Genomic DNA, 12,493 nt, shown 5'->3' with positions numbered 1-12,493 from the left:
AAGCTACAAATACCTTTTTTCAAGGCATCACTCAAGGAAAAATGTAGTAATAACCACAACATTTTCCCGAAATACGCATTCCGAGTGGTGGTGTTCAGCTACCCTCAGTAGGATAGGCCACCGCGAAAAGCCACTCGTCGATTGGCTGCCGCCTTTTATTTGCATCGTCGCCCGAAGGAAAGACTGAATGGACCGCGTGCGAAATCTTCTGGAACAGATCCGGAACCGCCTCGAAGAATTGAATAAGGCCGAGAAAAAAGTCGCCGAGGTCATCCTGCTCAACCCGCAGCAGGCGACCCGCTTCTCTATCGCCGCCCTCGCCCAAGCCGCTTCGGTCAGTGAACCGACGGTCAACCGTTTCTGCCGTTCGTTCGGCGTCAGCGGTTACCCTGAACTCAAATTACAACTGGCGCAAAGCCTGGCCAGTGGTGCCGCGTATGTCAGCCGCGCCGTGGAAGCCGATGATAATCCCGAGGCCTACACCCAGAAGATCTTTGGCAGCGCCATCGCGTCCCTGGACAGTGCCTGCCAGGCGCTGGACCCAGCCCTTATCAGCAAGGCCGTGGATCTGTTGATCCAGGCGCGGCAGATCCACTTTTTCGGCCTCGGCGCTTCGGCACCGGTGGCCATGGATGCGCTGCACAAGTTCTTCCGTTTCAACCTGGCGGTCACCGCGCATGCCGACGTGCTGATGCAGCGCATGATCGCGTCGGTCGCGCATACCGGCGAGCTGTTCGTGATTATTTCCTACACCGGGCGTACCCGTGAACTGGTGGAAGTGGCGCGTATCGCCCGCGAAAACGGTGCGTCCGTGTTGGGCGTAACCGCCGAGAACTCGCCGCTGGCCAAGGCCAGTACGGTGAGCCTGAACATTCCACTGCCGGAAGACACCGATATCTACATGCCGATGACCTCGCGGATCATCCAATTGACGGTGCTGGACGTGCTGGCGACCGGCATGACCTTGCGTCGCGGGGTGGATTTCCAGCCGCATTTGCGCAAGATCAAAGAGAGTCTGAATGACAGCCGATATCCTGTGGGGGATGAGTTCAACTAAGCCGGTATGTGCGTTGGCTTCACTGGCCTCTTCGGGGGCCATCAGCCACACCGCTAAGCCCCCGCTCTAGCCTGTAGACTCAGGTGTGCCCTCTCTCCCGGCGCCAAACTGGCCCCGGCCATCGCCGACTCCACACACACAAACCCCGACGCCTCGTTGAAACTCACGCCCAATAGCGGCCGACTGCCCGGGTGCCACACCACGGTGTTGGCGCTGTCACCGGTGTCGATGCACAGTTCGCGCTGCCAGGCGTGATCCTTGAGCTGCAACTCGCCCTCGTGCCTGAAGACTCGCTGGCACCCACCCTCCACCCGCAATTCGCCTTCCTGCTGGCAAGCCTGGCGATTGAGCTGGTCGTAACCTTGCGCACCGTCGAGCCCAGACAGCGCTATCTCGTCGACGTGACCAATACGCCAGTAAGCGTGCAACGCATGGCTCAACTGGCACGGCAACTCGTCCTGATGCTCGGTGCTCAGGCGCAGCTCCAGGGTTTCGCCCAGGTGCGCGTGCAGGTCGACCTGCCAGTCGCACAGCTGCAATTGCCAATGCAGGCGCACGCCGTCGTCGTCGGTGCTGCTGTCGAGCAGTTTCCAATCGATCAACCGCGCCCAGCCATGGGAGGGCCATGCGTTTTCGCTCGGGTGACGGCCATACCACGGCCAGCACACCGGCACGCCGCCCCGAATGGCGCCGACCTGCGGCCACTTGGCCGCGCACCACAACCAGGGTTTCTGGTCACGGGGCTGAAAATGCAGCAGTTGTGCGCCCTGGCGACTGAACACCGCCTGGCACAGCGGGTGGTCGATCACCAACACATCGCGCAGCTGAAAGCGCTCCCAGGCGAACACCGGACGTTCACGCAGGGATCTGAAAAAACGTTGCAGCGGTTGCTCATGCATGTGCCACGGTCCTGAATATCTTCACAGTGCCACCCAAAAAAAAGCGGATAGCCATGGCTACCCGCAAAATGCGCACAGAGAGAAGGAGCTTATCGCAACAGCGTTAGAACGTAGACTGGATTTTCAGGCCAGCCACCAACGCGTTGTCGACTTTATCCACGCCGCCAGGTTGCACGACGTATTGCAGGTTGGGACGCACGGTCAGCCAGTTGGTAACGTGGAAGCCGTAGTTGATTTCGAAGTTGTATTCGGTTTCGCGGATCGGCGTGTACAACGGGTTGTCGTAGTCGCTGACGCCGTTGGCGGCATTGAGCAGTTCCGCGTTTTTCTTCACGTCATTGTTGACGTGCAGGCGCGCGGCACCAATACCGACGTCGTCTTTTGGACGCGCATCGAATGGGCCTTTGTACACCAGCATGAGCGACTGATAGTTGTCGACCAGGTTGGTTTCCTTGTCGTGGAAGGTCGCGTTGGCCGCGATGTTCAGACCACGGGAAGCGTCGCCGTTGTGCGTGGTGAGTTGCTGTTGGGCGACAAACCAGTAGCCTTTCTTGCTGCTGCGGGTACGGAAGTCCGCGCCAGTGAGGACAGCATTGCCGCCGTTGACGTCTTCACGTACATCCGGAGCATCGGCCGCGCTCTTGTAGTAACCCACACGGTATTCGCCCGGCAGGTTATTAACCTTCGGCGACCAGACCAATTCCACCGGAATCACGGTGCCCTTGGTGCCGCTGCCGCTGAGCTTGAAGCCGTTGCCGTGTTCCAGCTGCGATGGGTTCTGGTTGTAGGCACCGATTTGCGCATACAGCTCTGGCGTGATGTTGTACTTCACGCGGATCGCCGCCTGGCTGACCGGCCAGTTGTACCAGGTGTTCACGTAGTTGCCGACCTGCGAGCCGCAGAACGACAGGTTCTGGAAGTCGCATGGGAAGGTGTTGAAGTCTTCGCCTTCACCGAAGTAACCGAGCTTCACATCCAGCTTGTTGTCGAACATCTGGTGCTGGATCCAGAACTGGGTCAGACGCACCATGTGGCCACGACCGTAGACTTCCATGGACGAACTCAGCGTGCCGGCACGCGGGTCGCCAATGCGGTCGTTGGAGATGTTCTGGCCATTACGGTTGGTGAACTGGATCTTGGCCTGGGTGTTATCCCAGCCCCACAGTTTTTGCAGGTCCAGTGCCACGCCCAGACCGAACTGGTCGGAATAGCGACCGGTCTTGTCGTCGTTATAACCGCCGTGGGCGTTGTAGCCCATCTCCCCTACGTAGTCAGCCTTGATGTCGATACCTTGCTCGATCAGCTTGGTACGTTCGCCGCCCCAATCGCCGGTCATCCACTTGGAATCGGCGCTGAATGCATCGGCCGCCATCGCATTGGCGGACAATACCAGGGCTGCTGCCGCTGACAATTGGCAGATCAGCCGGGTGTTGTTGTGTTGCTTTTTCATCCCTACATCCTCGTCTTTATTGTTATTAAACTGTTTTTATCTAACGCGGGTTACATTTTTTTCAATTAAAACAACACGTTACCTGCTTCAGCGACCCTTGAATTGGGCCACATTGTCGGCATGCCCCTGTGCGGGCAATGAAGAAGCGGTGCCCAGGCGCTCGCCGGTGTTGGCGTCGAACAACAAGACCTTGGCCGGGTCGAATTGCAGGGTCAGCGTCTCCCCCACTTGGGGTGCTACGTCCGGTGCAAGACGGCAGCACACCTTGGTGTCATTGAGCTGCACGAACACCAGGGTGTCCGGGCCGGTGGGCTCGGTGACCTGGACTTCGGCACGAATGCTCGACGACCCATTGCCTTCACCCGTCGCCAGCACGATTTGCTCCGGGCGCAGGCCCAGGATCACATCGCGGTCTTCCAGGCCCGTGTCGTTCATGCTCAGCGGCAATTCGCAACGGGCCTGGCCGCTGTCGAGCAGCGCAACCAAATGACCGTCTTTGCGTTTTAGGCGCATGGGAACGAAGTTCATGGGTGGTGAACCGATAAAGCTTGCCACAAATAGGTTAGCAGGGTCGTTGTAAATTTCTTTCGGCGTGCCGAATTGTTGGATGATGCCGTCCTTCATCACCGCCACTTTGTCGCCCAGGGTCATCGCCTCGATCTGGTCGTGGGTCACGTAGACGGTGGTGGTCTTGAGGCGCTGGTGCATCAGTTTCATTTCGGTGCGCATCTCGACGCGCAGCTTGGCGTCGAGGTTGGACAGCGGTTCGTCGAACAGGTAGATCTTCGGGCGACGCGCCAGCGCACGGCCCATGGCCACACGCTGTTGCTGACCACCAGAGAGCTGGCCCGGCTTGCGATTGAGCAGGTGCTCGATCTGCAGCAGCTTGGCCACGCGCGCCACTTCAGCGTCGATGTCGGCCTGGGGCATCTTGCGGATCTTGAGACCGAATTCGATGTTCTCGCGCACGCTCATGGTCGGGTACAGCGCGTAGGACTGGAACACCATGGCGATGTCGCGATCCTTGGGGCTCATGCCGCTCACGTCCTGATCACCGATCATGATCGCGCCGCCGGTGATGGTTTCCAGGCCGGCGATGCAGTTCATCAGCGTGGATTTACCACAGCCCGACGGGCCGACCAGGATCAGGAATTCGCCTTCCTTGATCGACAGTTCGATGTTCTTCAAGGTGTCGGGCAGGCCGGCGCCATAGGTCTTGTTTACATTGCGAAGTTCAAGCGTAGCCATGATTACCCCTTGACCGCGCCGGCCGTGAGGCCGCGCACGAAATACTTGCCTGCGATCACATAGACCAGCAGGGTCGGCAGCCCGGCGATCATCGCCGCCGCCATATCCACGTTATATTCCTTGGCCCCGGTGCTGGTATTGACCAGGTTGTTCAGCGCCACCGTGATGGGCTGGGAGTCGCCGCTGGAGAACACCACGCCGAAGAGGAAGTCGTTCCAGATTTGAGTGAACTGCCAGATCAGGCAGACCATGATGATCGGGGTCGACATCGGCAGAATGATCTGACGGAAGATGGTGAAGAAACCCGCACCGTCCAGGCGTGCCGCCTTGATCAGCGCATCCGGGATGCTCACGTAGTAGTTACGGAAGAACAGCGTGGTAAACGCCAGGCCGTAGACGACGTGCACAAACACCAGGCCCGTGGTGGTGCTGGCCAGGCCCATCTTGCCGAGGGTGAACGACGCCGGCAGCAGTACGGTCTGGAACGGCAGGAAGCAGCCGAACAGCAGCAAGCCGAAGAACAACTGCGAACCGCGGAAGCGCCAGAACGACAGCACGTAGCCATTCAGCGCACCGATGGCGGTGGAGATGAGCACGGCCGGAACGGTGATCTTGATCGAGTTCCAGAAGTAACCATCCACCGTATCCCAGGCCTTGATCCAGCCAATGCCGGTGACTACGGTCGGCCAGCTCAGCAGGTTGCCGGTGGTGATGTCTTCCGGGGTCTTGAAGCTGGTGAGCAACATCACCACCAGCGGCACCAGGTACAGCAGCACCGCGAGAATCAGCACCGCGTAGATCGCGATGCGACTCAGGCTGATGGCGGGTTTGGAGGCGAGACTAGTCATTACGTTTGGTCCTCAGCTCGGAGTAGAGGTAAGGCACGATGATCGCGAGGATCGCACCGAGCATCAGGATTGCACTGGCCGAACCCATGCCCATCTGGCCACGGCTGAAGGTGAACGAGTACATGAACATTGCAGGCAGGTCGGACGAGTAGCCCGGGCCACCGGCGGTCATCGCCGCCACCAGGTCGAAGCTCTTGATCGCAATGTGCGCCAGGATCATCACCGCACTGAAGAACACCGGACGCAGGCTGGGCAGCACCACGCTCCAGTAGATGCGCGGCAGGCTCGCGCCATCGATCTGGGCCGCACGGATGATCGATTGGTCAACACCGCGCAGGCCGGCGAGGAACATCGCCATGATAAAGCCCGAGGCTTGCCAGACAGCAGCGATCACCAGGCAGTAAACGACGCGGTCCGGATCGATCAGCCAGTCCAGGCGGAAACCTTCCCAGCCCCAGTCACGCAGGAGTTTGTCCAGGCCCATGCCCGGGTTGAGCAGCCATTTCCAGGCGGTACCGGTGACGATCATCGAGAGCGCCATCGGGTACAGGTAGATGGTGCGGATAAAGCCTTCGCGACGGATTTTCTGGTCGAGGAAAATCGCCAGCGTCACGCCGATCACCAAGGTGATGCCGATGAACATGCCGCCAAACAGCGCCAGGTTCTTGCTCGCTACCCACCAGCGATCGTTGTCGAACAACCGCTCGTATTGCGCAAGGCCCGCCCATTTGTAACTGGGCAGGAAGGTGGACGTGGTGAACGACAGCACAAACGTCCACAGGATGTAGCCGTAGAAGCCCACCAACACGATGAACATGCTGGGCGCCAGCACCAGTTTGGGTAGCCAGCGCTGCAGTGCATCGAACGGCGAGGCTTTGCTGAACACAGCAACAGAACTCATGGGGAAATCCAATACAAGGAAAAAGGACTACAGCCTGTAGGAACCCGCTTTTTGTGGCGAGGGAGCTTGCTCCCGTTCGGCTGCGCGGCAGCGCCGCCTTTGGGGGCGCTACGCACCCCTGCGGGAGCAAGCTCCCTCGCCACAGCAATCGGGTTCCTACATAGGGTGTTACTTGGCAGACTTGATCGCAGCGCCAAGTTTCTTGGCGGTGTCGGCCGGGTCGGCTTTCGGGTCATTGATGTAGTTGGTCACGACGTCAAAGAACGCACCTTGCACGGCCAGGGTGGTGGCCATGTTGTGCGCCATGCTTGGCTGCAGGCCGCCGGTCTTGGCGTCAGCCAGGAAGTCCTTGGCAGCGGTCTGGGCGCAGGAGTCGAAGCCATACGAGTCCATTTTGTTCAGCATGTCGTTGCGCACAGGGATCGAACCCTTGTTGATGCTGAACACCTTCTGGAAGTTTTCACCCAGGACGACTTTGGCGATGTCCTGCTGACCAGCAGCAGTGCCTTTGTCTTTCTGCTTGAACACCGCCAGGGAGTCGATGTTGTAGGTGAAGGCTTTGTCGGTGCCTGGGAAGGCTACGCACTCGTAGTCCTTGCCGGCGACTTTCTTGGCGGCGGTCCATTCGGACTTGGCCCAGTCACCCATGATCTGCATGCCGGCCTTGCCGTTGATGACCTTGCCCGCTTCCAGGTTCCAGTCCTGACCTTTGCCGTCGACGTCCATGTAGGTCGCGACTTTCTTCAGCTCAGTCAGCGACTTGACCATTTCCGGGCCGGTCAGCGCAGCGTTATCCAGGTCGACCAGGGCTTTCTTGTAGCCATCAGCGCCCATCACCGACAGAACCACCGCTTCGAATACGGTGCTGTCCTGCCAAGGCTGGCCACCATGGGCGAGCGGGATGAAGCCCGCGGCCTTGAGCTTGTCGCCGGCGGCGTAGAATTCTTCGAGAGTGGTGGGGTTCTTGGTGATGCCGGCTTTCTTGAAGACTTGCGGGTTGATCCACAGCCAGTTCACACGGTGAATGTTGACCGGTACGGCGACGTAGTCACCGTCGTACTTCACAGTGTCGGAGACTTTCTTGTCGAGCAGGGAGTCCCACTTTTCTTCTTTGGCCACGTCTTTGAGGACGTCGGTGTCGAGCAGGCCTGTGGACGCCCATTCCTGGATGTCGGGGCCTTTGATCTGGGCAACGCCTGGCGGGTTGCCGGCGACCGCGCGGCTTTTGAGCACGGTCATGGCCGTGGCGCCACCGCCACCGGCGACGGCACCGTCTTTCCAGGTGAAGCCGTCTTTCTCGACTTGGGCCTTCAGGACATCTACAGCCGCTTTTTCGCCGCCCGAGGTCCACCAATGCACAACTTCAACCGTCCCTTTGGAGTCGGCGGCAAATGCACTGAGAGGAAACAACGAGGCAACGGAAATAGCTACGGCGAGGCGATTAATCGCGTTCATCTGAATACCTTTTCTTGTTGTTATGCATGCAAGTCTGGAGCTTGCGCTGCACGGAGTTTAAACATGGTTTTTTTGAGCGCAGGTAACAAAGGGATGCACAAATGTCACCACTTGGTGACATAGCGCCCAGCGCCTAAAGCACTGGCCATGCTCGGCGCCAAGGGCAGTGCAGGCAGCACTACCGCTTGCCAGGCATGGTACAGGTCCGGCTTGCCACCCCAGATGGTGCTGCTGGGCTGGTTGTGCGGGCTGAGTTCGTGGTGCCAGCTGCCGTGGCGGCGGTCGATGAAATGGGTGTCGCAAAATTCCCAGAACCGCCGGTACCAGGTTTCGTAGTGAGCCTCACCGGTACGCTTGAGCAGGGCCTGGGCCGCGGCACTGGCTTCGGCGTGAGTCCAGTGCAGGCGCTCGCGCACCACCGGCTGATGCTGCCAGTCCAGCGTGTAGACGATGCCGGGGGCGCCGTCCACATTCCAGGCGAACTCACAGGCACTGGCGAACAGCCCCTTGGCGTCGCCGACCAACCCATCCGGCGTGACCAGCCCGGCGTGCAGGCGCGCGGCTTCCAGGTGCAAGACCAGCCGCGCCCACTCGAAACCGTGGCCGGGGGTGATGCCGTAGGGGCGGAAACCGTCGGCGGGGTTGTCTTCGTTGTAACCGAGCAGCGGTTGCCATTGGCTGTCGAAATGCTCGATCACCATGAATTGGTTGCCGGCCGCGTGAGTGCGGATCACGCGCTCGACGATGCGCAGTGCGCGGTCCAGCCAGCGCGTATCACCGGTCACATCGGCCAGGGCGAGAAACGCTTCGGTGGCGTGCATGTTGCTGTTGGCGCCGCGATAGGCTTCCAGGCCGCTCCAGTCGCGGGCAAAGGACTCAAGCATGGCGCCCTCCTCCTCGCTCCAGAAAAACTGGTCGATGATGTGAATGGCGTCATTGAGCAGGGTTTGCGCACCCGGCGCACCCGCCACCACCGCAGAGCTGGCGGCCAGGGCGACAAACGCATGCAGATACGCAGCCTTGCCGGTATTGCCATCCACCGCCTGCGGCGCAGCGAACCAGCCGCCATGCTCACTGTCGCGCAAAGGTCCACTGAGGGCCGCCACTCCGTGCTCAACCAGCTCGGCATACCCCGGCAAGCCCATGGCATGCGCCATGGCGAAGCTGTGGGTCATGCGCGCGGTGTTCATGGTTTCTGCGTGGGCAGCGGATGGGAGCTGGCCTTTGTCGTCGAGGTTGCCAAAGCCGTCCGGCAGGCGGGAGGCCTTGGCGAATGACAGCAGGCGCTGGCCTTCGGCGGCGAGCCAGGCGTGATGGGCAGGTGCGTTGAGCCAACTGCTGGCAGGCAGTGGTTGCGTGGTCATGGGCGGCCCTTATTGTTTTTTGTGGGGTGACAGGAGTCTAAACAAGGGCGTGAACGGGGCAAGTAACGAAGGGGATGGGAAATGTCACCGAGTGGTGACAATGCTACCAGCGAGCATTATTTAACTTGGCGCCAATTCAAAAAGTGGGAGGGGACTCGCCCTGCCAGTCAGTTAAGGCTTTGAAGAGGTAAAAAGTGACCTGTGGCGAGGGAGCTTGCTCCCGTTGGACTGCGCAGCAGTCCCATTCTGTGTAAACAAAGAGAGGGGCCGCTTCGCGGCCCAACGGGAGCAAGCTCCCTCGCCACAGATACAGTGCTGTCCCTTAACTGACTGGCATTAGGTTTTAATCATTGACCAAGCGGGGTGATCTTCGCCGGCGTGTTGAGCTGCTGTTGCAGGTTCTGCACCTGGCTCTGCAAGGTGGTGATATTGCGCGTGGTCTGGATGCGGAACACATCGAACTCTTTATTGGTCGGCGCATCGTTATTGGCCGGCTGGGCGTCCTGCGCGCTTTTGAGTACCACCAAGTCCTGTTCAAGACGGGCAATGGCGGCGCTCGGGTTGCCTTGCTTTTTCAGCGCGGCCACGTCGGCGGCCAGTTCCTTGATCTCATTGTCGCGCCTGCCGACGTCCCCTTGAGCCGCCTTGAGGGTGGCTACCGCGTCGGTCAGGGCTTGCACCTGGCCTTGCAGCTTGGCATTGGCACTCGACAGTTCGGTAGTACTGGCGGTCATTTGCGCCAGGCGTTTGTCCAGGTCGGTGGCCTGGCCGGCAACGCCGAGCTGCTGCTTACTCTGTTCCTGCAACTGGCTCTCGAGCTGCTTGATCTGCGCTTTGAGCGCCTCGCTGCCGTTATTCACACTGGCCTGGCTGGCGACCACCCTGCCGGAAATATCCTGCAGGCGCCCCGCCGCTTCTTCGCTGATGCGCGCAAAGCTTTCCTGGGTGGCGACCAACTGCTGGCCCATCAGCGAGATCTGCTGGAAGCTCCACCAGGCCAGGCCGGCAAAGGCGATCAGCAGCGCACCGATCAACGCCCACAGCGGGCCGGTGCTGGCACCCTTGACCTTGACCACGGGCGTGTTTCGCGAACGCACCGAAGTGGCCGGGGAAGGTTCGAAATCATCGTCATCCCCAAGGTCGGCCCGCAGGCTGGGAACGTTGTCGAAATCGTCGTTGGCATCGTTACGCATGTATCAACCCTGAATCGGTGAGGTGGCTGGCGGGAGAGCCGAGCGAGCGGAGTATAAACCGCAGTCGCGTCGCACTGATCGACCCGGAACCCTGAATTCGGTTCCCGATATGTTGCCTGGTGTGACCTTTACTTGAGCCCGGGATCCTGGGCTTTCCACCAGCCGCAGAATTCGTCGAGGGCGGTCCACAGGCTGACTTTGGGCTCGTAGTCCAGATAATGCCTGGCCCGGCTGATGTCGAGGGTGAAATTTTTGTTCATGACCTGCATGCCCAGGCGCGACAACGAAGGCTCCGGGCGCCCGGGCCACATCGCACAGAACGCCTCGTTCAATGCGGCCACGCTGTAGGACAAGCCGTAGGAGCGATAACGAGTGACCTGGGGCAACTCCATTTGGCGCATCACGTAGTTCACCACATCCCACACCGGCACCGGCGCGCCGTTGCTGATGTTGTAGGCCCTGCCCAGTGCCGAGCCGGGGGCCAGCAGGCTGCTGAGCAACGCTTCATTGAGGTTGTGAATACTGGTGAAGTCGACTTTGTTCAGGCCGTCGCCCACGATGGCCAGGCGGTTCTTGCGCTGCATCTTCAGCAGGCGCGCAAAGATGCTCATGTCCCCCGCCCCGGTCACAAAGCGCGGGCGCAGGGCCAATACTTCCAGGCCGAACTCCTGGGCGCCGAAGACTTTCTGCTCCGCCAGGTATTTGGTGGCGGCATAGGGGTGCTTGAAGCGCTTGGGCACTTGCTCCTCGGTCAGGCCCAGATGGTCGCGGCCATCAAAGTAGATCGACGGCGACGACAGGTGCACCAGGCGCCCGACGCGTTGCTTGAGGCAGGCTTCGACGACGTTTTCAGTGACCAGCACATTGCCCTGATGAAAGTCCTGATAACGCCCCCACAGCCCCACGGCACCGGCGCAGTGCACCACCGCTTCGACATCGCGGCACAGGTCGCGCACCAGGTCGGCATCATTCAGGTCACCCTGGATAAACTCGGCACCGCGCCGTACCAGGTGCTCCACACCCTCGGCGCGGCGCCCGTTGACCCGTACATCCAGGCCCTGCTCCAGGGCGAAACGCGCAAAGCGTCCGCCGATGAAGCCGCTTGCGCCGGTGACCAGAATCTTCATGTATTACTCCGTGTTCTTTCGTTTTTTCATCGCTGTTGCCTTGACGCACGCCATCAGTCCAACGGCACCAACCATTGACCACACGCCTGAGCCAGATGGTCGGTCAACACGCCCAACAGTTGCCCGCCACTGCGCCAATGATGCCAGTACAACGGCACGTCGATGGGCTTATCTGGCAGTAACTCCACCAGCGCGCCTCTTTCCAGTTGGTCGCGCACCTGCAATTCAGGCACCAGCCCCCAGCCGAGGCCGGCTTCCGTCAGGCGGATAAAGCCTTCGGAGGATGGGCATAAATGGTGTTCGAAACCACCGTCCACCCCAAGGGAGGCCAGATAGCGATGCTGCAGGAAATCGTCCGGGCCAAACACCAGGGCCGGTGTGCGGGCCAACTGATCGGCGCGCACGCCTTGCGGGAAATGCCGGGCGATAAAGGCCGGGCTGGCCAGCGCCCGGTAGCGCATGGCGCCGAGCAACAGGCTGCGCGCACCGGCAACCGGACGTTCGCTGGCGCAAATGCAAGCCGCCACTTCACCGGCGCGCATGCGCTTGAGGCTTACGGTCTGGTCCTCGACGACCAGGTCGAGGAGCAAATGCTGCTCGGCGCAAAAATCGCTGACCGCCTCGGCCCACCAGGTGGCGAGGCTGTCCGCGTTCAGGGCGATGCGCAGGCGTTCGGGCATGCCCTCCTCGTCCAGTGCTGGCACCTGGCTTTGCAGGTCACGCTCCAGCAAGCGTACCTGTTGCACATGGTTGAGCAGGCGCCGGCCGATATCGGTCGGCGTCGGCGGCGTGGCACGTACCAGCACCGACTGGCCGATGCGCGTTTCGAGCAACTTGATGCGTTGGGAAATTGCCGACTGCGATATGCCCAGCACTTGAGCGCCGCGCTCGAAGCCGGCCTGTTCCACCACGGCCGCCAGGGCGGAGAGCAATTTATACTCGAACATCAGT

11 protein-coding genes are annotated in these 12,493 nt (G+C 60.5%); 1 reads left to right on the top strand and 10 read right to left on the bottom strand.

Annotated features, from left to right (window positions below; genetic code table 11):
* Positions 1 to 196: 196 nt before the first annotated feature.
* The gene (locus V6M90_RS11465; protein WP_170039859.1) at positions 197 to 1,057 is read left to right on the top strand and encodes a MurR/RpiR family transcriptional regulator; all 861 of its coding nucleotides are present in this window, start codon (positions 197 to 199) and stop codon (positions 1,055 to 1,057) included.
* A 53-nt stretch (positions 1,058 to 1,110) separates the two neighbouring features.
* Here V6M90_RS11465 and V6M90_RS11460 read toward each other — a convergent pair whose 3' ends face one another.
* The 10 genes from V6M90_RS11460 to V6M90_RS11415 form a co-directional block, all read right to left on the bottom strand.
* Positions 1,111 to 1,956: a D-hexose-6-phosphate mutarotase gene (locus V6M90_RS11460; protein ID WP_003175728.1), complete on the bottom strand. Its 846-nt coding sequence runs from the start codon at positions 1,954 to 1,956 to the stop codon at positions 1,111 to 1,113.
* A gap of 103 nt (positions 1,957 to 2,059) precedes the next feature.
* Positions 2,060 to 3,406, bottom strand: a complete 1,347-nt coding sequence (locus V6M90_RS11455; RefSeq protein ID WP_003175729.1) for a carbohydrate porin — start codon at positions 3,404 to 3,406, stop codon at positions 2,060 to 2,062.
* 87 nt (positions 3,407 to 3,493) lie between these two features.
* A complete protein-coding gene (locus tag V6M90_RS11450) occupies positions 3,494 to 4,654 on the bottom strand; it encodes an ABC transporter ATP-binding protein (RefSeq protein ID WP_003175730.1) in 1,161 nt (386 codons plus the stop codon).
* A 2-nt stretch (positions 4,655 to 4,656) separates the two neighbouring features.
* Positions 4,657 to 5,502: a carbohydrate ABC transporter permease gene (locus V6M90_RS11445; RefSeq protein WP_003175731.1), complete on the bottom strand. Its 846-nt coding sequence runs from the start codon at positions 5,500 to 5,502 to the stop codon at positions 4,657 to 4,659.
* Complete coding sequence (locus V6M90_RS11440) at positions 5,495 to 6,403, bottom strand: carbohydrate ABC transporter permease (RefSeq protein ID WP_003175732.1); 909 nt, start codon at positions 6,401 to 6,403, stop codon at positions 5,495 to 5,497. The genes V6M90_RS11445 and V6M90_RS11440 overlap by 8 nt, the downstream gene beginning before the upstream one ends.
* 168 nt (positions 6,404 to 6,571) lie before the next feature.
* Entirely contained in the window at positions 6,572 to 7,858 is a 1,287-nt protein-coding gene (locus V6M90_RS11435) for an ABC transporter substrate-binding protein (RefSeq protein ID WP_003175733.1), read from the bottom strand.
* A gap of 104 nt (positions 7,859 to 7,962) precedes the next feature.
* Positions 7,963 to 9,222, bottom strand: a complete 1,260-nt coding sequence (locus tag V6M90_RS11430; protein WP_332846488.1) for a D-mannose isomerase — start codon at positions 9,220 to 9,222, stop codon at positions 7,963 to 7,965.
* A 347-nt stretch (positions 9,223 to 9,569) separates the two neighbouring features.
* Positions 9,570 to 10,415, bottom strand: coding sequence for a hypothetical protein (locus V6M90_RS11425; RefSeq protein ID WP_003175735.1), 846 nt, complete (start codon positions 10,413 to 10,415; stop codon positions 9,570 to 9,572).
* A 128-nt stretch (positions 10,416 to 10,543) separates the two neighbouring features.
* Positions 10,544 to 11,542 carry an NAD-dependent epimerase/dehydratase family protein gene (locus tag V6M90_RS11420; protein WP_003175736.1) on the bottom strand — a complete coding sequence of 333 codons (999 nt, stop codon included), beginning with the start codon at positions 11,540 to 11,542 and terminating at the stop codon, positions 10,544 to 10,546.
* A 53-nt stretch (positions 11,543 to 11,595) separates the two neighbouring features.
* Complete coding sequence (locus tag V6M90_RS11415; protein WP_003175737.1) at positions 11,596 to 12,489, bottom strand: LysR family transcriptional regulator ArgP; 894 nt, start codon at positions 12,487 to 12,489, stop codon at positions 11,596 to 11,598.
* Between the last annotated feature and the right edge of the window lie 4 nt (positions 12,490 to 12,493).

Origin of the sequence: Pseudomonas lactucae, assembly GCF_036688725.1 — a bacterium.
Classification (GTDB): Bacteria; Pseudomonadota; Gammaproteobacteria; order Pseudomonadales; family Pseudomonadaceae; genus Aquipseudomonas; species Aquipseudomonas lactucae.
The sequence above is the reverse complement of the archived record's forward strand: the minus strand, read 5'-3'. Positions and strand labels throughout refer to the sequence as shown.